We start from the raw sequence: 26,275 nt of genomic DNA, 5'->3' as shown, positions 1-26,275 counted from the left end.
ATGACCTCCTCATTGGTATGATGGATGCCACTTCAAGCATCTTTTTTCGATCATTTTGGCCGCAACGTCCGATATTTTTCCCAATAAGGCATATAAGAGAATACTAAGAACAACAATATCCATCCTCATGAATTCCCGGGCATTCATAGCCATATATCCTATTCCAGAATTAGCGGATATTGTTTCAGCGACAATTAATGTGACCCACATGATTCCAAGAGAGAAGCGGATACCCACCAAAATGGATGGAAAGGCGGCAGGGAGAATAACATTCCAGAATAAAGAAATACCGCTTAACCCATAAACCCTCGCTGCTTCGACCAATCCCTTATCCACCGATTTCACTCCATGAAATGTATTTAGATATATGGGAAAAAGAACACCTAAAGCGACAAGGAAGATTTTCGCTTCCTCTTCTATACCAAACCATAGAATCACCAGCGGTATTAAAGCTAAATGCGGAATGTTACGCAACATTTGAAGTGAGGTATCGAATAAGGTTTCAGCAATGGATGATAATCCATTTAATAAACCTAGTACAAAACCAATGATCCCGCCTATTAAAAAGCCGATGAAGGCACGCTGGGCACTGATGCCGATATAATCTATAAGTTCACCTGTCTTCAATAAAGCGACACCTGCTTGAAACACTTCAGTCGGGGCAGGCAATATCCGATCCGACAAAATCCCCCACAAAGACAGCAGCTGCCAAGTTATCAAAAGGAGAATCGGCACAAGCCAAGATATGAGGTGGAACCTATTGAACTTTTTGCTTAATTTTTTCTGCATCTTCATTTTCACTTCCTTTTGTAGGGTAGTGGTCATTGGCCAGTATTTCCCCAAATGGGCTCGTAGCTTTAGAAACGGGACTTTCCAACTGTTCAACAGGGAGTAAAGGGAATAATAATTCCGCAACTCTGTACGCTTCTTCAAGATGAGGGTATCCAGATAAAACAAAGGATTCTATTCCGATTTCTTCATATTCCTTCATTCTGGCAGCGACATTTTCTGCACTCCCTACTAGTGCCGTACCAGCGCCTCCACGGACTAGGCCTACACCTGCCCAAAGGTTAGGGCTGATTTCAAGCGAATCCCTATTTCCGTTATGGAGTTGCGACATTCGCTTTTGGCCCACTGAATCAAACCTTTCAAAGATCTTTTGTGAATTTTCAATCATTTCGTCATCCACATATTTTATGAGTTCATCCGCTGCCTGCCAAGCTTCTTCTTCCGTTTCCCTTACAATGACATGCATCCGTATGCCAAACCTGACCTCACGTCCATATTCGGCTGCCTTTTTACGTACCTTTTCAATTTTTTCAGCCACTTGCACAGGCGGCTCACCCCAAGTTAAGTACACATCAATATGCTTTCCTGATATATCGATGGCCGGGTCGGATGAACCTCCAAAATAGAGCGGTGGGTACGGTTTTTGTACAGGTGGCAACAGAATATCCCCGCCTTCAATCTTTAGGTGCTCCCCTTCAAAGTCCACTTTGTCCCCGGACATCTCCTTTCTCCAGATGTCAAGAAATTCATCTGTTTGCCCATATCGTTCCTTATGATTCAGAAATACGCCATCACCTGCCAGTTCGACCGGGTCCCCTCCAGTTACCACATTGATCAAGAGACGTCCATTCGACAGCCGGTCGAAGCTCGAAGCCATCCTGGCAGCCAAGGTTGGCGACATTAAACCTGGTCGGACCGCAACTAGAAATTTCATTCTTTCCGTTGCGGAAATCAATGAAGAGCCCACTACCCATGCATCCTCACAAGACCGTCCCGTCGGAAGTAAAGCCCCTTCAAAACCCAAATGATCAACCGCCTGCGCTATTTGTTTTAAGTAAGGAAGCGTGATTGCCCTCCCTCCCTTTGTCGATCCTAAATAGCGACTTTCCCCGTGCGATGGTAAAAACCAAAATACTTTCATTTTCATTTCCTCCTTAATTTTTTTTAACATCTGCAGATGCATCCAGAACATTAATCTTGCTTGGAATTAATTTAAGATTGTAAAACGTATCGGCAATCTTTTGTTGATCATCCAAAACCCCATTGGAAATCTCCTCAAGTCCATATTCTTTTCTATTTAATGTTTTTTCCAATGCCGCCACACTCATTCCAATTTCCGGAGATAAAAACTCAGCGACGTCCCTTGGGTTTTCTTCAATCCATTTATCAACTTTTATCAGTTCTTCTTTGATAATCTTCAAGGCCTCTTCATTCCCGGCAAATGAATCAGTTGCCAAAAAGAATTCACGATTCGCCACCAGTCCATCTCCATCCTGAATCGTTTTCGTTTCAAGTTCCAATTCCGCTGCTGATAAAAATGGATCCCATATTACCCAGGCATCGATTTGGTTCCCTTCAAAAGCAGCCCTCGCATCTGCCGGTGGCAAGTAGACGGGCTGAATGTCATCAAGAGTAAGACCGGCTTCCTCTAACGCTTTGACCAATAGGTAATGAACATTGGAACCTTTATTCAAGCCAACCTTTTTACCTTTTAAATCTTTCACATTTTTAATGGGTGAATCCTTTTGTACAACTATAGCCTCTCCTGATGGGTTAGCCGGCTGATTGGCAATATAGACAAGCGGAGCATTGGCCGCTTGTGCAAATATCGGCGGTGCCTCCCCTGTGTGCCCAAAATCAATGCTGCCGACATTCAAAGCTTCAAGCAGTTGAGGTCCTGCAGGGAATTCAGTCCAATCGACTGTATAACCCACTTCCTTTAAATGTGTATCCAGCTCCCCTTTTGATTTTAAAATATTTAATGTCCCGAATTTTTGATAACCGATTCGGATGGTCTTATTCGATTCTTTTGCATCAGCACTTGTGGAACTGTTCTTTTCCTGCCCGCATGCACTTACTATCAGCATGAAGATGCTGAAGATGGACAGCAGCCATATCTTTCGTTTTTTCTTCATATTCTGCACACCCTTCTTAAACTATTTATTTAAAAATAAAAGGCTCCTTTTCTCCACCAATAGGACAATAGGGCAAAAAGATGCCTAATGTTCAATGGTAAGTGAAAAGGAGCCTTCGGTAGTCCGATCGGCGTTAACCAATATGCACTTGCTTTAGTACAGGTTTTCATTCCATGAATATGAAGTGAATTTGTATAGCTATTTTATTATTAGTATTCATATCTGTCAACTGCGGATTTATATTTTTTGAAAATTTCAAACCAAAATACGGCGAGCCCTTGGGCCCGCCGTGTTTGGTTAATTTTTTTTCAATCGAATAATGTGCTGACTGATTGTTCCTCATGCACACGAATAATTGCCTCTGCAATCAAAGGTGCTACAGAAAGTCCAGTAATTTTATCGATTTTCTTATCTTCAGATAGGGCAATCGAGTTAGTCACGACCAATTCCTTAATCGTTGAATTTTGAATCCTTTCGATGGCAGGGCCTGAAAGGACTGGGTGTGTACAACAAGCATACACTGCTTTAGCACCATTCTCTACAAGGGCATTGGCTGCTAGTGTAATAGTCCCGGCAGTATCGATGATGTCATCAATCAGTATTGCTGTCTTCCCTTCAATATTACCAATGATGTTCATGACTTCAGCCACGTTCGGTCTTGGACGGCGCTTATCGATAATGGCAATCGGTGCTTTTAGGCGATCGGCCATTTTACGGGCACGTGTTACACCACCATGATCTGGGGAAACGATGACGATATCACTTAAATCTTTTTCCTTGAAGAAATCAGCTAAAATCGGAACAGCAACAAGGTGATCGATCAGAATATCGAAGAAACCTTGAATTTGTGGTGCGTGAAGATCTAATGTGATAACACGGTGGGCACCAGCCGTTTCTAGAAGATTTGCGACAAGTTTAGCTGTAATTGGTTCACGCGCACGCGCTTTACGATCTTGTCGGGCATAACCGTAATATGGCATGACAATATTGATCGTTTTAGCTGAAGCACGTTTAAGAGCATCGATCATAATTAAAAGTTCCATTAAATTTTCATTGACTGGTTGGCTTGTTGATTGGATTACGTAAACGTCACAGCCACGAATACTTTCTTCAATATTGATCTGAACTTCACCGTCACTGAAACTTGTTACGCTACATTTTCCAAGTTCAACACCGATTGCAGCTGCAATTTCCTGAGCTAAATCGAAGTTTGAATTTAAAGAGAACACTTTTAAATTAGGATCTAAATACTGATTTGACATGATGACCTCCGTCGGTTATTTATTAAATTTCAAATTCTTGACATAATCTTCTTTGTTAACTTGACGAGCACGGGCAACGGATAGGGCTTCCGGCGGTACATCTTGCGTAATGGTTGACCCAGCAGCTACATATGCCCCTTCTCCTACCGTCACGGGTGCAACAAGGTTAGAATTGCAGCCTATGAAGACATTGTCTTCAATCTTCGTCAAATGTTTATTCTTCCCGTCGTAATTCACGGTAATTGATCCGCAGCCTATATTAACATTCTCCCCAACCTCTGCATCTCCAATATAACTCAAGTGAGAGGCCTTGCTTCCTTCGCCAAAAACGGTCTTTTTAATTTCGACAAAATTACCGATCTTAACGGAATCCTTAATATCCGATTGAGGTCTAACATGTGCGAATGGACCAATTTTAACAAAACTTCCAATACTGCTTTCATGTACAACCGATTGGAGGACTTCCGTTCCATCACCAATTTCACAATTACTGATTTCCGTATTCGGGCCAATTATGCAATCCTGCCCGATAATACTTTTTCCTTTAATGAATGATCCAGGGCTAATGACTGTATCCTGTCCGATTTGCACATCCGCTTCAATGTACGTAGTTAGCGGATCGATGATCGTTACACCATTCCTCATATGCGTTTCATTGATGCGTTTCCGTAAAATTTGCTCCGCCTGCGATAAAGCAACTCGGTCATTTACACCCAATGTCTCCTCGAAATCACTGGATTGGAAGGCCGTCACCACTTCGCCTTCCTCTTTTAAGATTTCAATAACATCCGGTAAATAATATTCTCCCTGGACGTTTTCATTTGAAACTTTTTTCAGCGCGCTAAATAATGCTTGATTATCGAAGCAATATGTACCGGTATTTATTTCCTTAACATATCTTTCTTCATCAGTGGCATCCTTATGCTCGACGATTTTTTCTACAAGACCGCCTTCACCGCGAAGGACCCTTCCATAACCAGCAGGATTATCTGCATATGCTGTTAAGATTGTTGCTTTCGCCTGACTTTGCTCATGCAATGCTATAAGCTCTTTCATCGTTTCCGCTTTAATCAGAGGCGTATCACCGCAAATAACAAGGGTCGTTCCACTTTTTACGGATAAAGCGCTTTCCGCTTGCATTACAGCATGTGCCGTACCTAATTGCTGTTCTTGTAAGGCATACTTGCATGAATCACCAAGTTGTTCTTGTACTTTTTCAGCTCCATGGCCGATGACTGTAACAATATCTTCTATTTGAAGTTGATTGACTTGATCGATAACATGTTGTACCATTGGTTTCCCGCAAACAGGGTGCAAAACCTTATAAAGCTTAGATTTCATCCTAGTACCTTGCCCAGCGGCCAATATTATTGCATAGCGATTACTCATAACAGGCCTCCATTTTCACCTTTTTATCCACTAAAAATATTATCTCAAATAGTGATTCTTTTCAAGGTAACAATTAAAAGTACATATAATTGTCAACCAATCAGGTAAAAAAAGTTCAGTTTCCGACAGCCTTGTTAATGTTATTATTGGACCTTTTAGCATTATTTTAAATCATGGTCGATGTCATTTTCATTAACGGCATAATACAGGAACCACGTCTCCTCCCTTCTATAACACCAGCAAGCCCCATTGTCCCAAAACATTGCCATGATCGCGCTAGACCTATGTACAAGCCATATGAAAGTACTGCACCCTTTGTTAACTTCCATTCCAAAACCAGATTACCGTTTCAATTCATCTTCAGCTCATAAGATGGATGGAGTAAGTGATATCCTCAAATCCCGCTTAAGGGAATTTCAATTTCAGGATGAACAAAAAGGTTTAAAAAATAAAAAGGTTGGGTACTTAAACTTTGAAGATATCACCTTAATTTTACAATTTTGATAATTAAAGCAATTGCCTTTGCGATGAGCGAATAGGTTCTAAACTTATCCGTTTATGAATAAATAAAAAAGAGCACTACTTATGAAGTAGGCTCTAGATGCACGAATTATAAATTTAAAGTTTAAAAGTAAGGTTATTTTAAGAAGCACCTGCTCCAGCTTCCTCTAATTCAGTTTCAAGTTCTCCCAATCGATGATATTCTGTCAAGACAGCTTCTTGAATTTTCCCGCGTGTCGAGGAATTGATTGGATGAGCGATATCCCGGAATTCTCCATCTGGAGTTCGTTTACTTGGCATTGCTACAAATAAACCATTGTTTCCGTCGATCACACGAATATCATGAACCACAAATTCATTATCCAGTGTAATTGATGCGATAGCTCTCATACGACCATCCGTATTCACACGGCGTAATCTTACGTCAGTTACTTCCATTTAAGCTCACCATCCCTTTTTGTTGTTGTTAAAACTTAAAGTACATATTCAACAAAAAAACGTGAACTCCTTCTATTATCTGTAATTTTTTTAGAAAATTCAGCCTAGTTTTCAAAAATACTAAAAATCACCCTGATATTACAGGATGATACCCATTACGAATTTCCTAAAAAATAAAAAAACGCCCGTTTATTTAACGAGCGCTACCACTTCTATTTCCACTAGTGCATCTTTAGGAAGGCGAGCAACCTCTACACAAGAGCGAGCAGGTTTGTGAGCAGAAAAATATTCTCCGTAAATTTCATTAATCGAACCGAAATCATCCATACTTTTAATGAATACTGTTGCCTTAATGACAGTTTCCAATGAAGCCCCAGCTTCTTTCAATACAGCTTGGAGATTCTTAAAGACCTGGTGTGTCTGTTCCTTTACATCCCCAGTCACCATCTCACCAGAAGCAGTAAGTGGGATCTGTCCTGAACTGAAAAATAACTTATCCACGATCACGCCTTGTGAATATGGTCCGATCGCTGCCGGTGCTTCATCAGTATGTATCGTTTTCATTAAATGATTCCCCCTATTCCTTTTTCGTAAAATAATTCCCACGGCTTACATTGATTTTCTTGTCTCTTTCGACCACCTGCGTCAACTTGATTAATGAAACATAGTCCTCGACAAGGCACTCCTCAGTATGTTCGGATTCGACCAGCACTGCTATTCCGGCAACTGTTGCCTTAAATTCATCCAATAGACTGACCATACCGTTAATGGTACCCCCAGCCTTCATGAAATCGTCTACAATTAATACATTCGAACCTTCAACCAAGCTTCTCTTAGAGAGTACCATAGTCTGAATCCGCTTTGAAGAGCCTGAAACATAATTGATGCTCACTGTAGAACCTTCCGTTACTTTATTATTCCTTCTTACAATGACAACTGGAACATTCAAATAATTTGCCACGGCGTATGCTAATGATATCCCTTTGGTTGCCATTGTCATGATGACTGAGACATTTTTCTTGGCATACATTGAAGCGATTATCCTTCCAACCTTATTCACGGTTTGCGGATGTCCTAATATGTCTGTCATATATAGATAACCGCCAGGAAGTAACCTTTCGGGACTAGCGATCGTATCGCATAATCCGTCAATGAAGGCATTGGCTTCTTCTTCCTTGATGGAAACAATATATTTCACCCCACCGGCCGCACCTGGAACGGTTGTTAAAGATCCTATCCCCCGTTGTTCAAAGGTATCTTTGATGATTGTCAAATCTTCACTGATCGAGGATTTTGCCGAACTATATCTTTCAGCAAAATAAGTCAGCGAAACAAGTTCCCCTGGATGTTCTAATAAATAATTGGTCATATCGACTAGCCTCTCGCTGCGACGAAATTTCATTGAGACACCCCCTTTGTTAATTCCCGAATATTATATAGCAACTATACCACTAATGTACGTTTCTATTCAAGATTGTTTCGATCACCCAGTAAACGGACCGCATAGACTTGGTCACAAAATCCACGAAGTCCATTATAAATTCTTTGCATGCGCGAATCATGTTCCACCAAACCAAAAACGGTCGGACCACTTCCGCTCATCAAGACCGAATCCGCTCCAAATGTCTTCATTTGATCTTTAATGTTTGCAACCTCTGGGTATAACTGCAATGTCACTTGTTCCAGAACATTACCCAACCCTTCACATACATCGTGATAATTGTTTTCCATAATAGCCGAAATCATTCCAGGTACATCCGGATGCTCCATTTTTGACGTCTGGAGCCTTTTGTATATATCTGCCGTCGATACGCCGATCGTCGGTTTGGCCAAGATGACCCAGCATTTTGGCGGTGCGGGAAGATGCGTGATTTTTTCCCCGCGCCCCCTGGCCAATGCCGTTCCTCCATATACGCAAAATGAAACATCAGAGCCAATTTCAGCTCCTATTTCCGCAAGTTCATCCATGGAAAGACCAAGTTTCCACAGTCTATTCAAGCCTCTCAAGGTAGCTGCGGCATCACTGCTTCCACCAGCTAGTCCTGCAGCCACAGGTATATTTTTCTCTATAGTTATGGAAACACCTTTTTTGATCCCAAAACGTTCCTTTAGAATAAATGCAGCTTGATAAGCTAAATTCCGATGATCATCCGGAACAAATCGATTATGGGATAGAATTTGAATATGATTTCCCTTTATTTCCTTTAGTTCAATTCTATCGGCAAGGTCGACTGTCGTCATGATCATTTCCACCTCATGATATCCATCAGGCCGTTTGAAAAGCACATCCAAAGCCAAATTAATTTTAGCCGGGGCTTTTTCCATAAGCTTCAATATGTCCACCTACTTTAACGTTCTTAAAAGTTCTTGTCCTATTCTATCATATTTGTTTATATTCTAAAGGTTTTTTCATCGTAATTTCAATGTAATGAAGCTAAGATCACCCTTAGAGGAGAATAGACACATGTAGGCACGTTGGGGTTCCTGCATCCCAAAAGACTTGCTACATATCCATACAGCATTCACCGATACATAAAAAAACCAGACTCCTTAACTACAATGTAAGCAAAAATGAATGGAGCTATACATTGTATAAAGAGTCCGGCTTCTTCAACATGACGACATGATGCAATTAAGTGTTTGATCTACTCTTTGTTCACCAATTGACGTTGTGCTTTTTCGATAGCAAGCTTTACCATGTTCCCTGCGTCCCTGGCCCGGATTCCTCCCCAGCCTTCTTTCTGGACAACATCGTAAAATCCAAGTTCTTTAGCCAATTCCTCTTTAAGATCATTTGACATAATCCCTTTTTTCCTGCTCAAGCGAAGCAACCCCTTTCCATGCCGTCACATGCCTAGTGTTTGCATCATACGCTATTTCATTACATCCTTTTTAAGCCTTTATTGGAGCTCACAGGTATTCTATACAAAACAAAAGGCAGCAAACAAAGTTGTTCACTGCCTCGTCTAAGTTACATCTCTTGTTGTTTGTTTAAAAATGTTAGTTCTACGGTTTCCGTTAAAACATCCGCATAGCTGTAAGATACTCTTTCAAACGCATTTTCATCTTGGTCGAGCTCAATTACAAAAACAGCCGGATAAGTTTCCGCCAAAGTTCCGAATCGTTCTACAGTCTTTCTTCTTCCACCGTTTGCTTTTAAGAGCAATCTTTTACCTAGGTTTGAATCAAGTGCAGTTTTAATATCAGCTAGAGTTTTTGGCATTTTCGGTCCACCTCACTAAGTTAAGTATATCACAATTTACAAATATACGCAAACAAAATAATAAATTATATCAGCACTTAAAAATGTAGTCAATATATTTTTATCTGAAATTCGGCAAAATCGCGAACAATTTTATTATATCCTGGGAAATGAAAAATTATGTAAACGAACTATTCCATTATCTATTAAGCCGAATTTTCGTAATTAAATCATTACTTACTAACATCACTTAACAAAAAACCGGTTTTTCTGTAACGATATCCGAATTCTTACCCACCAAAAGCAAGCTGCATTCTTTCAAAATGCAGCTCGTTCATTCTTCCTGAAATGGCTTGAAGGGCAGTCCGGTCCGTAACACCCCTTTTGTCTCAATTCCCCCCAACCCCTTTTCTCCAGTTAATGTATTCCGAAGGACATCCCATACATGAATATGATCGGAAAATGGCGTAAAGCTTACCTTTCCGACGATATATACCGGATCAAGAGCATGAATATTAACTCGGGAAGGAGAACTTGCAAAATTTGCCCCCGCTTGGATCAGCGATTCAAAATGTGACTGACAAGCCCCGGCAAATATAATCAGTTGGTCTAAATGAGAAACTCGCCTTCGCGCTTCTCTAACCGTCTGCACAAAATCCTTTGAGTGACGGTAGGCATTAATATCGGATATCGGCCCTTTTGATTTTGAATAGGCATCATGACCGGTGACAACAAGAATGTCCGGTCGATAATGATCCAACAGCCCCCCGATTCTTTGGGGCATTTCCTTTTCATTGCAATAGATACCATTGACCGGAATACTGAATTTCTGATATAAATCCATGCATTTCCTTAAGTAAGATGCATCCCCATCAACATGGAGGACCCGCCCTGGTATCTGAAAGTATTCACCGCCGTACCGATAACCATTACTTGATTGATAGCCACTTTTTTGTTGTTGCAGCTCTAGATCTTGCGTTAATAAGCGGTAAGATTGTTCTTGAAGTACCTCATTCGACCTTTGTCGATCATTTCTTTCATTATCATTAATGATCATTAAATCTTGAAAAGGTGCATCTGCAATCAATCGGATATCTTCCCCATAAAGAACAGCTTGACGCCTTCCGTCAATATCACGGATATCGATTACCCGGAACAATACGTCGCATTTATAAGAAACCCGACCAACAATATCGTTTATTTGAATATTCATGGCCCCACCCCATGAGAAGACTTATTTTCAGCCCGCCCTAGTTTATTTTCATTCTTAAGTTATGCGAACCATTCTTGAATGGTGAAAGGCGGGGATTGATTACATTTTCGGATACGTTCCCTCATGGCTGGCCCATTTCATAATAAAAAAAGCCGGAAGCTGGGATTGACCCCATTCCGACTTGAATGTTTCACATTTCCTTTATTTGAAATTCGGCAATAATGCATCACTTAAGCGGCCAAATTCTTTGATACTCAGCGTTTCCCCCCGTCTGGAAGGATCCACTTCCGCAGCTTCGAGAGCGGCCAGTATATGTTCTTTTTTCGCTTTACCATCTGGCAGCTGACTGGTTAAGTTATTTAAAATCGTTTTCCGGCGCTGGGCAAAACTCGCCCGGGTCACCGTGAATAAGAAATCCTCATCCAGGACCTCGACGATCGGCTTCACGCGCTTTGTAAGGCGGATTACAGCTGAATCAACATTAGGCTGAGGCATGAATACCGTTTTGGGTACTATCATCACTGTTTCGGCTTCCGTATAATATTGAATGGCAATGGATAAAGAACCGTATTCCTTTGTCCCAGGTTTTGCGGCAATTCGATCGGCCACTTCCTTTTGCAGCATGCACACGATGCCCCTAATGGGCAGGTCTTCGGACAATAACTTTAAAATGATGGGTGTCGTGACGTAATATGGAAGATTCGCAACGACCATCAGGTCCGAAAATCCGGCAAATTCCTCCTCGATGACCTTCTTGACATCAGCTTTAAGAACATCCCCGTGAATGATGTTTACATTGTTATAGGGAGACAGTGTATCCGATAAGATGGGCAGCAGACGCTGATCGATTTCAAAGGCCGCAACCTTTTTGCTGCTTTTCGCTAGTTGTTCCGTCAATGCCCCGATTCCCGGCCCAATTTCAATGGCGCCGCTTTCCTCTGTCAAATTGGCATGTTCGACAATACGTTTCAAGATATTCGTATCAATTAAAAAGTTCTGGCCTAAGCTCTTTTTAAAGGAGAATCCATATTTCTTTAATATTTCTTTCGTTCTGACAGGGGTTGCAATATCCTTATTCATTTTTTTCCTCCTGAATTATCTGTACCATCGCTTTCTCAAAAGCCTCAGTTGATATTTGGAACATTTTTAGTCTCTTATATAACTGTTTACCATTGGTAAACCCGATTTTTAAAATAGATCCAAGTTTTTCCCTTCGTTCCTTGGCACCGGATCCCCCGATTAAACCGGCATCTATTAAATCTTGCTGTGAAATCTCTTCTGAAGCCTCTTCATCCATTAATTGGGCTTCCTTTAAAGCATTACGAATTGCCTCAGGAGAAGCATGTTCCACACCAATTCCTCTACCTGACTTAGGAAGGGCTTCCTTCTTCGTTAAAAAGGCGTGTTTACAGCCTTTTACTTGTTCTGAAATTATATTCCTGATTTTTTGACCAGGAAAATCAGGGTCTGTGAAAATGATGGCTCCACGTGTCTTTTGTGCAAGCCTCACCTGCTCAATACAAGACTCGTTCACCGCGGAACCGTTGGTTTCTATTGTATCAGCATTAACAGCCCTTTTTATTGCTACCGTATCGTCTTTTCCTTCTACAACGATAATTTCTTTAATCTTTTTCATGGTTTCCTCCATACAGAAAAGCGCAAGCGCTTTGATTAGCTCTTGGATAAACGTAACCGGTCCCCCGTAAAATTTTCTGGATAGAGAATCCAGTCAAGATCATTTATGAAGTTCACACGCACATATTGAAATCTTATGGAATAGTGGGACGTCTATCTTATTAAAACAGTTTTACCTAGGGTTTTTCAACAAATGGAAAATAAAACGCAAAAAACAGGAGACGAATTCATCTCCTGCGAGAGAAACCTTATTAGTCCAATACACGAATCTTTACCCTCTTTACACCCCAGCGATAAGCATCATTTTTCGAGGAAAAAAAGACGTCAATCCTATTTCCCTTTATTGCTCCGCCTTTGTCAGCAGCTACTGCATAGCCATAGCCATCCACATATACTTTCGAGCCCATAGGAATTACGTTTGGATCGACAGCGATGATTTTCGCACCCGGATTGCTCTTTAGATCCACGCCTGTGGACGTGACACCGGAACAGCCCTTACAACTGGCAGTATAAGCTGTTGATGATACATATATTTCTTTTCCACTTGAAGAACTAACGTTAGTTACTCCGCGTGATGCTTGGGCAACCGTCGTTCGAGTTCCGACCGTTACAACTTTATCCTGCTTTTTATTAACCACTTTTTCTGAAAGTAATTCTCTTTTAACCTCTTTGCCATTTTCTTTAATAACTTCATATTCTTTGGAAATGAGTCCGTCTTTTCCTTCTGTGACAATTTTCTCTTTCCCTTTTGATAAAGAGTCATCTTTTTTAGTTATGACAGCAAAGTCAACTGGTTCTTCCACTACATCGGTGACTTTTTCAATTCGAACTACGTTTACCGTATTCTCAGCTTCAACTTTTTCGGTTAATTCTGGCTCAACACGATCCAAATCATTGAGTTTTACTCCTTGTTGCTTTAAAAAGTCAGCGACAGTAGTCGAAGTTGACCATACCTGCTTTTCGTCTCCACCCACCACTAATTTCAGTGAAAAGGCTTTGTCTATGGCAACTTCCATATTCGCTTTCAGCTTTGTATTTTTCGAAGGGGTGATCTTATCCTGTTCCTTCACACTAAGATTTTGGTCTTTTAAAAGTTCGTCTACCGTATCGGCGGTGGACCAAACATCCTTCGTCTTACCATCCTGTACCATGACGATTTTTTGTGCAGGCTTCCAAACCACCTCTAAATCATCATCTACCTTGGTGGTTCTAGATGGGTGGACGTAGTCTGCGGCTTTAACGGTAATCTCTAAATCTTCCAACATATCATTTACAGTAGCCGCGTGTGTACGCACTACCTCTTTTTTTCCGTCTAGCATGATTGTAACTGTATCCTTTGTTCCTTGATATATCAGTATTCCCAATGCTGTAGAAACAAGAATAGCACTGAAAATGGCAATTGCCATTCTCTTCTTCCCAAAAGGTCTGGGAATAAGGTTTTTCATAGTTTTTAATAGAATGAAAAACTCCTCCTTCCTCCCGGTGATTATATAGACTTAGTTATCAAGCTGTCAACCCATTCACTTCTCATTTAGGAAATTACTACCTATTATGCATATTTCACCTTGAAAAGGAAAGGGCGACTTCTCGACATAATAAGCCTATAGTTGGAGTGAAATTTGTAGAAACCTTAGAAAAAATCAATTTTAGCTAATGAACCCCGGGAGATATTGTAAAAAAAAATGTCAGTTAATGCCGAATAATTTCTTGGCATTTTCCGTTGTTGCCTGGGAAACTTCCTCTAATGTGAGTTGTTTGATTTCTGCAATTTGTTCAGCAACAAGCTTCACATACGAAGGTTCATTACGCTTCCCTCTATAAGGATGGGGTGCCAAGTATGGACAATCGGTCTCTATCAGTAAACGGTCTAAAGGTACGGCTGCTGCCACTTCCTTTGGTTTTTTTGCATTCTTGAAGGTCACAGGGCCACCCAATGAAATATAAAAGTTCATATTGATGCATTCCAAAGCCGTTTCTGCACTTCCGCTAAAGCAATGCATGATGCCTCCAACCCTTGATGCCTCTTCTTCCTTGAGTATGTTCACGATATCCGCGGTCGCTTCCCGATTATGGATGATAATGGGCAGCCCCACCCTTTTTGCCAGTCGGATTTGCTTCCTGAACACCTCCATTTGAACATCTTTCGGTGATTTATCCCAATGATAATCCAGACCCATCTCACCAATGGCCACAACCTTTGGATGATTGGATAATTCCTCGATCCATTGTAAGTCCTCTTCTGTCATATCTATAGCATCCACAGGATGCCATCCGACCGCGGCATACATGAAATCATAAGCTTCTATTAATTCCATTGCCCTTATAATAGTTGGCCGGTCAAAACCAACGACTACCATATGATTGACTCCTGCTTCCTTAGCTCTGTCAATTACGTCCTCGAGATCTTCGTTGAATTGTTCCGCATTAACATGTACATGTGTATCAAATAACATTATTTTTCTCCCTTTCTAGCACTATTTTATTAAAAAATGAAAGTTTTATGTTTCACATTTAGGTAACAAAAAGATTACAAAGGCTCTTATATGTCCAACAAATAAATGCAGAGCCTGAACCTGCATTAAATTACTTTTTCCAAAAGCATAAAGAAAAAAACATAAAAATGTTTCATATGAAACACCTTTATGTTTTCATCGGTTTATTTCACCTTAGAACCATTAGGAATCGATGAATCTATTGTAGCGACTGAGAGCACTCCATCCTGGCTTCCCGCCAAAATCATTCCTTGAGAGAGCTCGCCACGAAGTTTAACAGGTTTCAAATTTGTTACGCATATCACTTTTTTGCCTACTAAATCTTCAGGTTTATAGTGCTGTGCAATGCCTGATACGACTTGGCGCTTCTCATAACCCAAATCAAGCTGAAGTTTAAGAAGCTTATCCGCTTTCTTTACAGGCTCAACTTCCATGACCTGAGCAACACGAAGCTCCACTTTTGTAAAGTCATCAATAGTGATTTCATCGACTTCAGGAATCGTCTCTTCCACTTTTTCCTCGGCCTTGGGGGCGCCGCCCTGCATTTGATCTTTAATATATAAAACTTCCTCTTCCATATCCAGACGAGGGAAGATCGGATCTCCCTTCAAGACTTTTGTTTCAGCAGGAATTTGACCGAATTCCGCTAAACTGTCCCAGGATTTTAACACATCATCTTTGATGCTAAGCTGAGCAAAGATTTTTTCTGGTGTTTGCGTCAAGAACGGTTTCAAAAGGATTGCCGTCCTGCGCAATGATTCCGCCAAATGAACCATGACACTAGCAAGGTCTTCTTTCCTTGATTCATCTTTAGCAAGAGTCCATGGCTGGGTCTCATCAATGAATTTATTGGTTCTGCTCACGAGTTGCCAAATGGATGTTAGTGCAACTGAAAATTCCATGTTTTCCATGGCTTCCTCATACTTGCCTACCGTATCTTGGTTCATTTCAAGCAAAGCCTTTTCGAATTCGCCATTGGATCCTTCGTAATTAGGAATCACACCATCAAAATACTTATTGACCATTGCAACAGTTCGATTTAATAAATTCCCTAAATCATTTGCCAGATCAAAATTGATACGCTCCACAAACCCTTCCGGTGTAAATACTCCATCTGAACCAAATGGTACTTCTCGCAATAAGTAGTAGCGTAAAGAATCCAAACCGTAACGATCAATCAATGTAACGGGATCAACTACATTCCCTTTTGATTTGGACATTTTACCATCTTTCATGAGAAGCCATCCGTGGGCAAAGACTTTCTTTGGAAGCGGCACATCAAGAGCCATTAACATGATCGGCCAATAGATTGTATGGAAACGAACGATTTCCTTTCCTACCAAATGTACATCGGCAGGCCAATAATTCAAGTATTTAGAGTCATTATCCGTCCCGTAACCTAATGCCGTTATATAATTGGTCAATGCATCAATCCATACATAAATAACATGCTTTGGATCTCCCGGCACCTTGATGCCCCAATCGAAAGTAGTACGGGATACGGCCAGATCTTCCAATCCAGGCTTGATGAAGTTATTGATCATTTCATTTTTGCGCGATTCCGGTTGAATGAAATCCGGGTTTTCCTCATAAAACTTCAGTAACCGATCCGCATATTTACTCATCTTAAAGAAATAAGATTCCTCTTTCACCTTTTCAACAGGCCTGCCGCAATCCGGACAATTTCCATTGCTTTCTTCCACCTGACGTTCCGTGAAGAAAGATTCGCAAGGTGTACAATATAATCCTTCATATTGGTCCAAATATATATCACCCTGGTCCAATAGCCTTTTGAAAATCTTGGCTACGACCTCTTTATGGCGATCTTCCGTCGTCCTGATGAAATCATCATATGAAATATCAAGCTTTTCCCAGAGCTCTTTAATCCCTGATACGATATTATCGACATATTGCTGAGGAGTGACTCCATCTTCAGCTGCTTTACGCTGGATTTTTTGACCATGTTCATCAGTTCCTGTTAAATACATGACATCGAAGCCACGCATCCTTTTATAACGAGCCATGGCATCCCCTGCCACTGTCGTATACGCGTGCCCTATATGTAAATTACCACTCGGATAATATATGGGTGTCGTGATATAGAATGTTTTTAATTTATCTTGCACTTCGTTCCCTCCTCATCATTTGAAAAACCGGCTATAGGACTCGCCCAAGCCATAAGAATATATTTTAAGCTATTATCTCTATTTTAACGCTATATACAATTCTGCGCGACAATAATCACTAATCTAATCATCATGTTAATAGAATAAAAAATAGAAGTAAATTTTCATTTTAACAATAAGGGTACTGGAAGTGAACTTCCCTTATGACAGCATTACCTCTTACCCCAACAAAATATACCTAAATTTCTTTTTTTGTGCAACAACTCACATATTCGTAAACTTTTTTAGAAAATTATCCTTAATTCAGAACTTTTGTTTTGAAACTAAATTATATTTAATCATATAATAGTGAAGTGTGTTTTTTATATGCATACTTTGTCGAAATGTGGTGAAGCGAGTAGTCCTCTGTTTCCTGCTATTTCTCATTTTTAAAGATATAACCGATTTTTTCTCTATAAAAGCCCTTTTGTTACACGAAAAGAGCCATGCTATTTCTTACAAAAAAATGAAAATAAATCATTGACGAATTTGGGAATGGCTGGTATTATAAATTTATAAAAAAATTTGTCGAATATTGGCGAAAAAAATAGAAATAGGGTACTAGATTGTAACTGAGAGGAGAATTTTTTAAATGAAATCTACAGGTATTGTTCGTAAAGTTGATGAGTTAGGCCGGGTGGTTATTCCAATCGAACTTCGTCGTACATTGGGTATCGCTGAGAAAGACGCTCTTGAAATCTATGTTGATGATGAGCGCATCATCTTGAAAAAATACAAACCAAACATGACTTGCCAAGTTACAGGTGAAGTTTCCGATAACAACCTTACACTTGCTAATGGTAAATTGATCCTTAGTCGTGAAGGTGCAGAATTACTTATTCAAGAAATTCAACAAAACTTCACTGCTTCTAAATAAATGATAAAAAACTTCCGGTCTTCGGAAGTTTTTTTATGTTTATTATTATTTTATATCAATGTGATACGCCTGATATACATCACGTTTTTGCATATTGCGATCTTTTGCGACCTGCTTGATTGCATCCTTTGAGGTGAACTGCTTGGTTTCCATATAATGATTAACATGACCGACGATGTCAAGGACCGTCCACCAAGCTTCTTCAGGTTCATCTTCCGACCATTGCCCACCTTCAATTATTAAACAGAACTCACCGCGAATTTCTGATTCCATCGCCCACGTCAATGCTTCACCCACAGTCCCTCGAATGAACTCTTCAAATTTCTTGGTTAACTCGCGGCATAATACTATACGGCGGTCACCTAAAATTTCATGCATATGTTTCAATGTTTCTTTCAATCGATGTGGCGATTCATAAACAATCCAAGTCGATTCCATTTTTTTTAATTTTTCCAGCTCCTGCTTTTTTTCTTTTGCTCCCCGTTGTAGAAAGCCATAGAAGTAAAAAGGCTGCGGAATCAGTCCTGATGCGATCAATGCAGTTAATGCAGCATTGGCCCCTGGCAAGGGGATGACTTTAAACTTTTCGGCAATGGCCTCTTTGACCAGTTCATATCCCGGGTCGGATATCGTCGGCAAGCCAGCATCACTTACCAATGCGATGACCTCGCCAGATCGAAGCCTCTCTAGCATTTGCTTCCCGCTATATTCCTTATTATGTTCATGGTAACTGACGATAGGTGTCGAAATTTCAAAGTAGTTGCATAATTTCTTCGTATTTCGCGTGTCCTCAGCAGCAATGACATCCGCTTCCTTCAAGATTCTTAAAGCCCTGAAACTCATATCCTCAAGGTTTCCTATCGGTGTAGGAACCAGATATAGAGCTGGCTCCAATCCTTCTTTTTCAAAACTCTTTTGCTGCCACATATCATGTATCCTCCTTTGCCATCCACTTTTGCTTTTGTTTTCTTGTTAATTGCTTAAACTTATATTCAGCCTGCATGGCCAATGTCCGTGTTTCGAATATCTCATGATAAATCAGTTCAACCGGGGTCCGGCCCCGTGTATACTTTGCTCCCCTGCCATTATTATGAGCATTAATCCTGCGGTGCAAATTATTCGTATACCCTGCATAATAGCTGCCGTCCCTGCACTTCAAAACATAAAAATAATGCTTATTCCTCTCCATATAGAATCCTTCTGATTTCCGGATTATACACATTTTGATCATTATATACAACAAGCGGAGGAAGAATCTTCAAATCAGGGCTGCCGTCCTTTATCCCTTCTATAAGAATCGTATTCGCTTCTTTTGAGCTCTTAGGATAAACGAATTGCAGCCGCTTCGGTTCAATTCTGTACATCCTCATGAAATGCAGAATATCCATCAGACGGCCCGGTCTATGAACGAATGCAGCTTTCCCACCTTGACGCAGCAGCTGGCTTGTAACACGCATGACATCCTCAAGATTGCACATTATTTCATGTCGGGCAATTGCAAAGTGCTCATTTTTGTTAATTTCCTCGATGGATGGTGTCGGGAAATAGGGTGGATTGCAAGTTACGACATCATATTTGCTATACCCTATCTGTTTTGGAATTTCTTTTATATCCCCATGAATCATCTCGATTTGGGAGGACACGCCATTATAGTCCATGCTTCTCAGGGCCATGTCATATAACCGCTCTTGTATTTCAACACCGGTAATTGTCCCTTTCGTTCTTGTACTCAACAGCAAGGGTATGACCCCATTACCTGAGCAAAGATCTACGATTTTCCCTTTTTGGATCGGTACATTTACGAACCTTGATAATAAAACGGCATCTAATGAAAAAGAGAACACCGATGGGCTCTGGATGATCCTTAAATTCTCAGCCAATAGATAATCCAGGCGCTCATCGCCTTTAAGTTCCACCATTGCTGTTACCCTCCTAATCATGTATCGAAAAAGCATGTGTAGGGACCATGCTTCTACATTACTATCGTACAAAAAGGGGCCTGACTCATAGTATGCGTCAGACCCCGAATCACTATATATTGTAAACGGTCTATCTATCACGTAAAAGAAACATCTTTTATATTATTCCTTTATCACTTCTTGTTTAAAAAAGATAAACAGAACAGGCAATCCCCTTCTTTTCGTAAACTGCCAAAATGCAGATTGCAAATATGAAAGCCTTCTTGATAGATACGGGCTAAATTATCATAGCCTTCCCCGATATCCATAACCTTGTCCGTACTTGCGGTACGGTTTTTCACTTTTTGTTTGACCTTTACTGCAGCAGGTGCACTTTCGACTTCCACAAGGCCCAACCGATGGCGCAAATGCTCTTTCTCCAGCTTGAGCGACTGATTTTCCTCCAGGATTTCAGCTAAGTTCTGCTTCAATTCTCCAAGCTGCTTATATAATTGGCCTATCTGGGTTTCCATATTGGTCACCGACTCAAAAATATCTTTCTTATCCACGCTCTCCCACCACCTTAATAATCTGTGGCTTGAATAGAAACGGCTCCCTCTTTTAGAATCTCATCTAGAGTATACTCTAATACTCTTTCTTGCTCGATTAGTTCAATCTGAAGTACGCGTTCTAGAATATTAAGCCCCACTACCTTGCCTTTGCCACCAGGCGTATTAATCATTTCACCTAAATCAGGAAGCATTTCCTTCGCACTTTCATACTCATCATTTTCATATTTCAGACAGCACATCAATCGACCGCATAAACCTGAGATTTTTGTAGGGTTTAATGATAAATTCTGATCCTTCGCCATTTTGATGGAAACCGGTTCAAAATCTCCAAGAAATGTGGAACAGCAAAGCATTCTGCCACAAGGCCCGATGCCACCAAGCATCTTTGCCTCATCCCTTACCCCAATTTGGCGCAGTTCTATGCGAGTTCTGAATATGGCAGCTAAATCTTTGACTAAATCACGGAAATCCACGCGACCATCCGCTGTAAAATAAAACACGACTTTATTTCTGTCGAAAGTATATGACACATCAACCAGCTTCATATCCAGCTTATGCTCCACAACCTTTTGACAACATATAGAGTAAGCCTCTTCTGCAGCCGCCTTGTTCTCGTCTACAATCAGCTTATCTTTTGCATCAGCGACCCGAAGTACTTTTTTCAATGGCAGGACAACATCGTTTTCATCTACTTGTTTTCGGGCTGTAACGACTTTACCGAATTCAACACCGCGGACAGTCTCCACTATTACAAAATCGTCCTTAGGAATTGCGAATTCACCCGGATCGAAGTAGTATATTTTGCCCGCCTTTTTAAAACGGACACCTACAACATCATACAAATCATGATCCCTCCTGCAAATTCAGCACAAGCTGTTCCATCAACAGCTGTGGATTCGTGTTGGACATCAGCTTCCTTTTTGCTTCCAAAATGCAACCCATATGTTCAGCAAGGCGTCTTGGGGAAAGATGAAGAGCGTGAGTTTCAAATTCCTTCAGTTTATTTTGGAACACAACGAAGTCCTTTTTGTCCAACTGAATGTATAATAAATCCTTATATATAAGAAGTAACAAATCAAGACCTCTGTCAACCTGTTCTCTTTCTTTAAAGTGTGTGAACCAATCCGTCTGAAGGTACAGCAATGCCTTCAAGGAATTAAGTTTTAACACTTCATATAATTTTACCACTATTTTTTGAGCTTGTACAAACCATTCATCATGACTAAGCCCGATTCCAGCTTCCACATTCTGTGTTATGTGTGCAATAACCGAAGCCAGCTGTGGTTCTACATCCTGTTCCATCAGCTTCCGTTTCACATTCTCAGGAGATAATGGCTTGAACGAAATCACTTGGCATCTTGATAATATAGTCGGCAGAATCCTCTGAAGCTGTTCGGTCATCAATATTGCTACAGTATCAGCTGAAGGTTCTTCTAAAAATTTCAATAGACTGTTGGCTGCCCCCACCGACATTTTGTCGGCATCGGCAATCATATAAACCTTCCGATCCGCCTCTACGCTTTTTTTCGAAAATTCTTCCTGAAGCCCCTTGATTTGTTCTTTCTTTATTGAGAGACCGTCTCTTTCTATTAAATGGACATCAGGATGATTCCCACTTGAAATCCGTTTGCAATTCCGACAAAGTTCGCATGGCTCATAACCTGCTGTCGGGGCTTCACATAGTAAGCTTTTGGCAAAGGCATTGCTTATCTCTTGCTTACCTGTCCCTTTTTCCCCTTCAAATAAATACGCATGGGCCACCCTTTTCTTCGTTATGCTATTTTGCAGCATCGTCATTACCTGCGGCTGAATTTGACTCATGTCCCGCCATGTTTTATCCAAAACCATCAACTCACTTAAGTATATAAATTAATCAGAAGACCCTTAATTTCGCCTATCATTTCCAAAATTTCAAGCGAGCTTTTCTCTTTATTAAGAATTTCCTCACTTAACTCAACTAATCTTACATCTATCGTTTCCACGGTTTTCAACGGCCTACTCTGTCCATATTCATTCCAGCTCGTGGATTGCTTCAGTTCCAATCCATATTCAACCGCTTCTTTAACAAACCGTTTCACCAATGCTTTATATTTTGCCAATTCCCTAAAAGTGCGTGACCTAACTAAACGCTGACCCGCCCCTTCAATATCGCCTAACAAACGGTTTAATGTTTGGATTTGCATCTTTTGATCCTGTGTCTGGACCATTTGTTGAAATCTGCCATTTCCGGTTTGAAACTGTTTGGCATCCTGACGCGATTTATCCAGCTTTATAGGGATATCATAGTTGATTTTCATAATGAACCTCCCTGAAACTAACCGTTAAAATTGTAAAAAGTTTTCAACTGGCAGAACAAAAATGGTCGCACCGCCTACTTGAATCTCCACTGGGTAAGGTACATAGGACTCGGCATTCCCGCCCATCGGTGAAACCGGTGATACTAACTGGGATCGTGACTGACAATTCTGTTTGATGATCTGGATGGCTTTGTCAACACGTTCATCCTCTGTGCCAATCATAAAAGTCGTATTGCCTGATTTTAAAAACCCGCCAGTGCTGGCTAGCTTGGTCGTTCCGAGATTATTTTCCACTAATTCATTCAGCAGGCGATGACTATCCTTGTCTTGAACGACAGCAATGATCATTTTCATTCTCATCATCCTCCGGTTACTCTGAATTTTTACTAACTCCATTATAGCAACTAGTCCTTGTCTGGAATAGTATTGGTTGAATAATATGGAAACCTGTATATTTAGTTTCCTGCTTTCGCTAAAAATTTCAGCAAATTGGCTTTCGTTTCCTCAAAAACCTCATCTATTGTCCGGCCTGCATCCACGATAATGAAACGGTCTTTCCATCTATTTATAATGAACTGATACCCCTCACAAACTTTTTTATGGAAGTCGAGGGCTTCAAGATCCAGACGGTTCACTTCCCGTTCCCCATTGGACTGGATACGTCTCAATCCCTCTTCCGGGTTTATATCAAAAAAGAACGTGGCATCTGGCATCATATCTCCAATTGCGAATTTATTGATATTATAAACTTCTTCTATTTCCAAACCCCTAGCATGACCCTGATAGGCTAACGAGCTATCTATGAATCGGTCACAGAGGACAATTCCCCCTCGTTCCAACTCAGGAATGACCACTTCCACTAAATGCTGACGCCTTGCTGCTGCGTATAATAAAGCCTCTGTCCTCGAGTCCATGGCTGTATTATCTTTATTAAGGATCACTTCCCTAATTTGCTCCGAAATGGGAACACCCCCTGGCTCACGCGTTAATAGGACTTGATAGCCTTCTTGTTGCAGGGCCTTGCCAAGCATTTGGGTAATTGTTGTTTTCCCAGCACCCTCAGGCCCTTCCATTGTTATAAAAATACCACGTTTCATCGATGTACCTCCAAGGTTCTTTGTTTGTAGTATATCATTTTAATGCCTGCTTTCATAAACGATCAATTCTCCGTTTGAAAGGGAGGAACCGCCATGAAACCTTGATCCCAGTTCTCGCAGTCTCCTCAGATTGTATATATGCTCAGGAGTAATCATTTCCCCGGACATAATTAAAGGGATGCCTGGCGGATAGGGAATGACCATCTCGGCAGATACCTCACCCACTGCTTCCCGTAATGTGACAGGCTTTGATTTACTATGCTTCATGACGGAGTATGGCATTTCAAGTCCTGTCATTGACCTTCCATCAGTCCATGGGACCCCAAGATCTGGTTCCTTGTTTCCAGTTCTGTCTTCAGTGGCTCTTTTTATAGTTTGAACGATTTCATGAAAAGGAAATTCGGTACCCATTTTTAATAAGGGTAAAATCATTAATAAATTATGAGGATCAGCCAATTCCGTAAAAATGCCTTTGGCTTCACATAGCTGCTGTAATTCAAACCCGCTTAAACCATTTGTTGATTGAATGACCACTTTCAACGGGTCTGCCAAGGTGCCTTGTGGCGCCTCCAGCACCTTTACTGTTTGCAAGGCACCTAATTCCCCTCTGAAGTCTGATATCTTTTCAATAAGGGATATTTTATCTTCTGATGTAAAAGCAGCTAAGTAGGCCCTGGCCAAGTCGAGCGATCCCATAATTGGGTAAGATGGACTGCTCGACTGAAGCATTTGTAAATAAAATGATACTTGATCGACATCAACTAAGGGTGAATTAACATGAAGAAATGACCCCATCGTCATAGCCGGCAGTGTTTTATGCGCTGAATGGACAACGACATCTGCCCCTGCCAAAATTGCCGGCTTAGGAAATGGGCTTCCCAACTGAAAATGAGCGCCATGTGCCTCATCCACCAGCACAGGAATCCCCTTTTGATGTGCGAGTCTTACCATTTCCGTCAAGTCTTCACCAAGACCATAATAATTAGGATAGGTAACAATGATGGCTTTTACATCTGGATGTACACTCAAGGCTTCTGCAATTAATGTTGATCCCACACCGCCAGCAATGCCCCATTTCTCATAATAAGCTGGTTGTAAAAAGATTGGTTGTACATTCGCTAACATCAACCCATGTAAAATCGATTTATGGCAGTTTCTTTGGACAAGGACCTTATCACCTTCCCGGCAGGTAGCAAGAATCATGGCAATGTTGCCTACGGTGGACCCATTAACCAAAAAATAACTCCGCTTTACCCCATATAGGTCAGAGAGTAGTTGCTCGGACTGTAAAATGGCGCCCTCTGGAGCATGCAGGTCATCTAAACCGCTTATCTCCGTGGCGTCAATACCAAGAATGAGATTGTATAAGGCTTGGCCCTTTTTATTAAACACCCACCCATTTTTATGCCCTGGGACATGCAGGGATATTGGCCTTTTTTTATGAAAAGCACTCATTGCATCGAACAACGGTGTCTGTGATTGATTCATTTTTCTTTTCCCTCATATATCATAGTATTTTTTCATTTTATCAAATAAGTTCAATTTTATCTCATATTGCGTCGACTGAAAGGCAATTATACGTTTCCGAACATGTCTGTTTGGAGGAAACAAACAGTAACATGGGAGCATCTTGCCAAGCATTCTTCTAAAGTACCAAAAAAAGAATCAGAGATTAAAGAAACACATCATTTCTTTTTTCTCTGACTCTTTAACTTTCCACATACTATTTTTTCATGATAATATTTCAGGATTAGTGATTTTTCTTAATTGCTTTAAGTAATATTGGTACTTGGGATCATTCGTATCCGTCCTGATCATATCCCTTTCACATTCCTCACAAATAAAAGTCGTATATAGATGTATACCCATCCCTTTTATTTGTTCACAAACCGCGCACGTTTCCCCTGCCGTTGTTTTGGTTGTTGTTGTCCCCAACATCTCCACCTCCATACCTGCATTCTCCCCAAAAACCATTGTTCGCATACATTAATTTAAATAGTTTAAGAGAACCGGGGATGCTTTTAACAATGTATGATGAAGAATTTCAATACGTGTATGTCTTTATAAAAGTTTCCTTAATTGATAATCCCTTTATATCCAATGATTTTTCTTTGCATTATGCAAAAAAAGACCAGCCAGATGGCTGATCTTTTTAAATGGCTTGGCGGCGTCCTACTCTCACAGGGGGAAACCCCCAACTACCATCGGCGCTGAAGAGCTTAACTGCCGTGTTCGGAATGGGAACGGGTGTGACCTCTTCGCTATCGCCACCAAACATAAAAGGAACGTTGTTCCTTCAAAACTAGATAATAA

The 26,275-nt window shown here is 40.8% G+C and carries 29 protein-coding genes and 1 rRNA gene; 1 reads left to right on the top strand and 29 read right to left on the bottom strand.

The window, feature by feature from the left end:
• Positions 1-9: 9 nt before the first annotated feature.
• The 17 genes from ssuC to metG all read right to left on the bottom strand — a co-directional run bounded on the left by ssuC (position 10) and on the right by metG (position 17,182).
• Positions 10-795 carry an aliphatic sulfonate ABC transporter permease SsuC gene (gene ssuC / locus JNUCC41_RS09270; protein ID WP_192207405.1) on the bottom strand — a complete coding sequence of 262 codons (786 nt, stop codon included), beginning with the start codon at positions 793-795 and terminating at the stop codon, positions 10-12.
• Positions 758-1,930 carry an FMNH2-dependent alkanesulfonate monooxygenase gene (ssuD, locus tag JNUCC41_RS09265; RefSeq protein ID WP_192207404.1) on the bottom strand — a complete coding sequence of 391 codons (1,173 nt, stop codon included), beginning with the start codon at positions 1,928-1,930 and terminating at the stop codon, positions 758-760. The genes ssuC and ssuD overlap by 38 nt, the downstream gene beginning before the upstream one ends.
• Before the next feature lie 13 nt (positions 1,931-1,943).
• A complete protein-coding gene (locus JNUCC41_RS09260; RefSeq protein WP_192207403.1) occupies positions 1,944-2,924 on the bottom strand; it encodes a sulfonate ABC transporter substrate-binding protein in 981 nt (326 codons plus the stop codon).
• A 308-nt stretch (positions 2,925-3,232) separates the two neighbouring features.
• Positions 3,233-4,186: a ribose-phosphate diphosphokinase gene (locus JNUCC41_RS09255; protein WP_057276495.1), complete on the bottom strand. Its 954-nt coding sequence runs from the start codon at positions 4,184-4,186 to the stop codon at positions 3,233-3,235.
• Positions 4,187-4,201: 15 nt separating this feature from the next.
• Complete coding sequence (gene glmU, locus JNUCC41_RS09250; protein WP_192207402.1) at positions 4,202-5,575, bottom strand: bifunctional UDP-N-acetylglucosamine diphosphorylase/glucosamine-1-phosphate N-acetyltransferase GlmU; 1,374 nt, start codon at positions 5,573-5,575, stop codon at positions 4,202-4,204.
• Positions 5,576-6,217: 642 nt separating this feature from the next.
• Positions 6,218-6,514, bottom strand: coding sequence for a septation regulator SpoVG (gene spoVG, locus JNUCC41_RS09245; protein WP_034316332.1), 297 nt, complete (start codon positions 6,512-6,514; stop codon positions 6,218-6,220).
• A gap of 189 nt (positions 6,515-6,703) precedes the next feature.
• A complete protein-coding gene (locus tag JNUCC41_RS09240; RefSeq protein WP_053537019.1) occupies positions 6,704-7,078 on the bottom strand; it encodes a RidA family protein in 375 nt (124 codons plus the stop codon).
• A 13-nt stretch (positions 7,079-7,091) separates the two neighbouring features.
• On the bottom strand, positions 7,092-7,916 hold the full coding sequence (gene purR, locus JNUCC41_RS09235) for a pur operon repressor (protein ID WP_101225907.1): 825 nt from the start codon (positions 7,914-7,916) through the stop codon (positions 7,092-7,094).
• A 62-nt stretch (positions 7,917-7,978) separates the two neighbouring features.
• A complete protein-coding gene (gene ispE / locus JNUCC41_RS09230; RefSeq protein ID WP_098372657.1) occupies positions 7,979-8,848 on the bottom strand; it encodes a 4-(cytidine 5'-diphospho)-2-C-methyl-D-erythritol kinase in 870 nt (289 codons plus the stop codon).
• Between the two features lie 311 nt (positions 8,849-9,159).
• Positions 9,160-9,336, bottom strand: a complete 177-nt coding sequence (locus JNUCC41_RS09225; protein ID WP_034316340.1) for a small, acid-soluble spore protein, alpha/beta type — start codon at positions 9,334-9,336, stop codon at positions 9,160-9,162.
• 149 nt (positions 9,337-9,485) lie between these two features.
• Positions 9,486-9,737, bottom strand: coding sequence for a biofilm formation stimulator Veg (gene veg, locus JNUCC41_RS09220; protein WP_034316343.1), 252 nt, complete (start codon positions 9,735-9,737; stop codon positions 9,486-9,488).
• Between the two features lie 313 nt (positions 9,738-10,050).
• Positions 10,051-10,929 carry a sporulation peptidase YabG gene (gene yabG, locus JNUCC41_RS09215; RefSeq protein WP_192207401.1) on the bottom strand — a complete coding sequence of 293 codons (879 nt, stop codon included), beginning with the start codon at positions 10,927-10,929 and terminating at the stop codon, positions 10,051-10,053.
• 201 nt (positions 10,930-11,130) lie between these two features.
• Positions 11,131-12,009, bottom strand: coding sequence for a 16S rRNA (adenine(1518)-N(6)/adenine(1519)-N(6))-dimethyltransferase RsmA (gene rsmA / locus JNUCC41_RS09210; protein ID WP_192207400.1), 879 nt, complete (start codon positions 12,007-12,009; stop codon positions 11,131-11,133).
• Complete coding sequence (gene rnmV, locus JNUCC41_RS09205) at positions 12,002-12,565, bottom strand: ribonuclease M5 (RefSeq protein WP_192207399.1); 564 nt, start codon at positions 12,563-12,565, stop codon at positions 12,002-12,004. The genes rsmA and rnmV overlap by 8 nt, the downstream gene beginning before the upstream one ends.
• A 250-nt stretch (positions 12,566-12,815) precedes the next feature.
• Entirely contained in the window at positions 12,816-13,970 is a 1,155-nt protein-coding gene (locus tag JNUCC41_RS09200) for a G5 and 3D domain-containing protein (protein WP_228467586.1), read from the bottom strand.
• Positions 13,971-14,249: 279 nt separating this feature from the next.
• Positions 14,250-15,017 carry a TatD family hydrolase gene (locus JNUCC41_RS09195; RefSeq protein WP_192207397.1) on the bottom strand — a complete coding sequence of 256 codons (768 nt, stop codon included), beginning with the start codon at positions 15,015-15,017 and terminating at the stop codon, positions 14,250-14,252.
• A 203-nt stretch (positions 15,018-15,220) separates the two neighbouring features.
• Positions 15,221-17,182 (bottom strand): methionine--tRNA ligase, encoded by a 1,962-nt coding sequence (gene metG, locus JNUCC41_RS09190; RefSeq protein WP_192207396.1) that lies wholly within the window; start codon positions 17,180-17,182, stop codon positions 15,221-15,223.
• 631 nt (positions 17,183-17,813) lie between these two features.
• Here metG and JNUCC41_RS09185 point away from each other — a divergent pair.
• The gene (locus tag JNUCC41_RS09185; protein WP_048689982.1) at positions 17,814-18,098 is read left to right on the top strand and encodes a transition state genes transcriptional regulator AbrB; all 285 of its coding nucleotides are present in this window, start codon (positions 17,814-17,816) and stop codon (positions 18,096-18,098) included.
• A 45-nt stretch (positions 18,099-18,143) separates the two neighbouring features.
• Here the strand turns inward: JNUCC41_RS09185 and rsmI are convergent, their stop codons facing one another.
• From rsmI to rrf, 12 genes are all read right to left on the bottom strand, one after another.
• Entirely contained in the window at positions 18,144-19,025 is an 882-nt protein-coding gene (gene rsmI, locus JNUCC41_RS09180) for a 16S rRNA (cytidine(1402)-2'-O)-methyltransferase (protein WP_192207395.1), read from the bottom strand.
• Between the two features lies 1 nt (position 19,026).
• A complete protein-coding gene (locus JNUCC41_RS09175; protein WP_192207394.1) occupies positions 19,027-19,287 on the bottom strand; it encodes a GIY-YIG nuclease family protein in 261 nt (86 codons plus the stop codon).
• Positions 19,274-20,017 carry a tRNA1(Val) (adenine(37)-N6)-methyltransferase gene (locus JNUCC41_RS09170; RefSeq protein WP_192207393.1) on the bottom strand — a complete coding sequence of 248 codons (744 nt, stop codon included), beginning with the start codon at positions 20,015-20,017 and terminating at the stop codon, positions 19,274-19,276. Before JNUCC41_RS09170 ends, JNUCC41_RS09175 begins: the two co-directional genes overlap by 14 nt.
• Before the next feature lie 173 nt (positions 20,018-20,190).
• A complete protein-coding gene (gene yabA, locus JNUCC41_RS09165; protein WP_370662572.1) occupies positions 20,191-20,529 on the bottom strand; it encodes a DNA replication initiation control protein YabA in 339 nt (112 codons plus the stop codon).
• A gap of 50 nt (positions 20,530-20,579) precedes the next feature.
• The gene (locus tag JNUCC41_RS09160) at positions 20,580-21,410 is read right to left on the bottom strand and encodes a PSP1 domain-containing protein (protein ID WP_061440314.1); all 831 of its coding nucleotides are present in this window, start codon (positions 21,408-21,410) and stop codon (positions 20,580-20,582) included.
• Between the two features lies 1 nt (position 21,411).
• Complete coding sequence (gene holB / locus JNUCC41_RS09155) at positions 21,412-22,416, bottom strand: DNA polymerase III subunit delta' (RefSeq protein WP_370662508.1); 1,005 nt, start codon at positions 22,414-22,416, stop codon at positions 21,412-21,414.
• Between the two features lie 8 nt (positions 22,417-22,424).
• A complete protein-coding gene (locus JNUCC41_RS09150; protein ID WP_192207391.1) occupies positions 22,425-22,865 on the bottom strand; it encodes a YaaR family protein in 441 nt (146 codons plus the stop codon).
• 24 nt (positions 22,866-22,889) lie between these two features.
• Positions 22,890-23,219 (bottom strand): cyclic di-AMP receptor DarA, encoded by a 330-nt coding sequence (locus JNUCC41_RS09145; RefSeq protein ID WP_192207390.1) that lies wholly within the window; start codon positions 23,217-23,219, stop codon positions 22,890-22,892.
• 101 nt (positions 23,220-23,320) lie between these two features.
• Entirely contained in the window at positions 23,321-23,962 is a 642-nt protein-coding gene (gene tmk / locus JNUCC41_RS09140; protein WP_192207389.1) for a dTMP kinase, read from the bottom strand.
• Positions 23,963-24,001: 39 nt separating this feature from the next.
• Positions 24,002-25,450, bottom strand: coding sequence for an aminotransferase class I/II-fold pyridoxal phosphate-dependent enzyme (locus JNUCC41_RS09135; RefSeq protein ID WP_192207388.1), 1,449 nt, complete (start codon positions 25,448-25,450; stop codon positions 24,002-24,004).
• A gap of 243 nt (positions 25,451-25,693) precedes the next feature.
• Positions 25,694-25,912, bottom strand: coding sequence for a sigma factor G inhibitor Gin (locus JNUCC41_RS09130; RefSeq protein ID WP_141993387.1), 219 nt, complete (start codon positions 25,910-25,912; stop codon positions 25,694-25,696).
• A 209-nt stretch (positions 25,913-26,121) separates the two neighbouring features.
• A 5S ribosomal RNA gene (gene rrf / locus JNUCC41_RS09125) occupies positions 26,122-26,237 on the bottom strand.
• Between the last annotated feature and the right edge of the window lie 38 nt (positions 26,238-26,275).

It is taken from the genome of Brevibacillus sp. JNUCC-41 (genome assembly GCF_014844095.1).
In the GTDB taxonomy this organism is placed as follows: domain Bacteria; phylum Bacillota; class Bacilli; order Bacillales; family DSM-1321; genus Peribacillus; species Peribacillus aracenensis.
Note: the sequence above shows the minus strand (reverse complement) of the source record. Positions and strands in the feature narration are given on the sequence as shown.

Bases quoted from the DNA above. Each gene is read 5' to 3' on its own strand.
- ssuC (WP_192207405.1), bottom strand. From the start codon at position 795: ATGAAGATGCAGAAAAAATTAAGCAAAAAGTTCAATAGGTTCCACCTC.
- ssuD (WP_192207404.1), bottom strand. From the start codon at position 1,930: ATGAAAGTATTTTGGTTTTTACCATCGCACGGGGAAAGTCGCTATTTA.
- JNUCC41_RS09260 (WP_192207403.1), bottom strand. From the start codon at position 2,924: ATGAAGAAAAAACGAAAGATATGGCTGCTGTCCATCTTCAGCATCTTC.
- JNUCC41_RS09255 (WP_057276495.1), bottom strand. From the start codon at position 4,186: ATGTCAAATCAGTATTTAGATCCTAATTTAAAAGTGTTCTCTTTAAAT.
- glmU (WP_192207402.1), bottom strand. From the start codon at position 5,575: ATGAGTAATCGCTATGCAATAATATTGGCCGCTGGGCAAGGTACTAGG.
- spoVG (WP_034316332.1), bottom strand. From the start codon at position 6,514: ATGGAAGTAACTGACGTAAGATTACGCCGTGTGAATACGGATGGTCGT.
- JNUCC41_RS09240 (WP_053537019.1), bottom strand. From the start codon at position 7,078: ATGAAAACGATACATACTGATGAAGCACCGGCAGCGATCGGACCATAT.
- purR (WP_101225907.1), bottom strand. From the start codon at position 7,916: ATGAAATTTCGTCGCAGCGAGAGGCTAGTCGATATGACCAATTATTTA.
- veg (WP_034316343.1), bottom strand. From the start codon at position 9,737: ATGCCAAAAACTCTAGCTGATATTAAAACTGCACTTGATTCAAACCTA.
- yabG (WP_192207401.1), bottom strand. From the start codon at position 10,929: ATGAATATTCAAATAAACGATATTGTTGGTCGGGTTTCTTATAAATGC.
- rsmA (WP_192207400.1), bottom strand. From the start codon at position 12,009: ATGAATAAGGATATTGCAACCCCTGTCAGAACGAAAGAAATATTAAAG.
- rnmV (WP_192207399.1), bottom strand. From the start codon at position 12,565: ATGAAAAAGATTAAAGAAATTATCGTTGTAGAAGGAAAAGACGATACG.
- JNUCC41_RS09200 (WP_228467586.1), bottom strand. From the start codon at position 13,970: ATGGCAATTGCCATTTTCAGTGCTATTCTTGTTTCTACAGCATTGGGA.
- JNUCC41_RS09195 (WP_192207397.1), bottom strand. From the start codon at position 15,017: ATGTTATTTGATACACATGTACATGTTAATGCGGAACAATTCAACGAA.
- JNUCC41_RS09185 (WP_048689982.1), top strand. From the start codon at position 17,814: ATGAAATCTACAGGTATTGTTCGTAAAGTTGATGAGTTAGGCCGGGTG.
- rsmI (WP_192207395.1), bottom strand. From the start codon at position 19,025: ATGTGGCAGCAAAAGAGTTTTGAAAAAGAAGGATTGGAGCCAGCTCTA.
- JNUCC41_RS09175 (WP_192207394.1), bottom strand. From the start codon at position 19,287: ATGGAGAGGAATAAGCATTATTTTTATGTTTTGAAGTGCAGGGACGGC.
- JNUCC41_RS09170 (WP_192207393.1), bottom strand. From the start codon at position 20,017: ATGGTGGAACTTAAAGGCGATGAGCGCCTGGATTATCTATTGGCTGAG.
- yabA (WP_370662572.1), bottom strand. From the start codon at position 20,529: ATGGAAACCCAGATAGGCCAATTATATAAGCAGCTTGGAGAATTGAAG.
- holB (WP_370662508.1), bottom strand. From the start codon at position 22,416: ATGGTTTTGGATAAAACATGGCGGGACATGAGTCAAATTCAGCCGCAG.
- JNUCC41_RS09150 (WP_192207391.1), bottom strand. From the start codon at position 22,865: ATGAAAATCAACTATGATATCCCTATAAAGCTGGATAAATCGCGTCAG.
- JNUCC41_RS09145 (WP_192207390.1), bottom strand. From the start codon at position 23,219: ATGAAAATGATCATTGCTGTCGTTCAAGACAAGGATAGTCATCGCCTG.
- tmk (WP_192207389.1), bottom strand. From the start codon at position 23,962: ATGAAACGTGGTATTTTTATAACAATGGAAGGGCCTGAGGGTGCTGGG.
- JNUCC41_RS09135 (WP_192207388.1), bottom strand. From the start codon at position 25,450: ATGAATCAATCACAGACACCGTTGTTCGATGCAATGAGTGCTTTTCAT.
- JNUCC41_RS09130 (WP_141993387.1), bottom strand. From the start codon at position 25,912: ATGGAGGTGGAGATGTTGGGGACAACAACAACCAAAACAACGGCAGGG.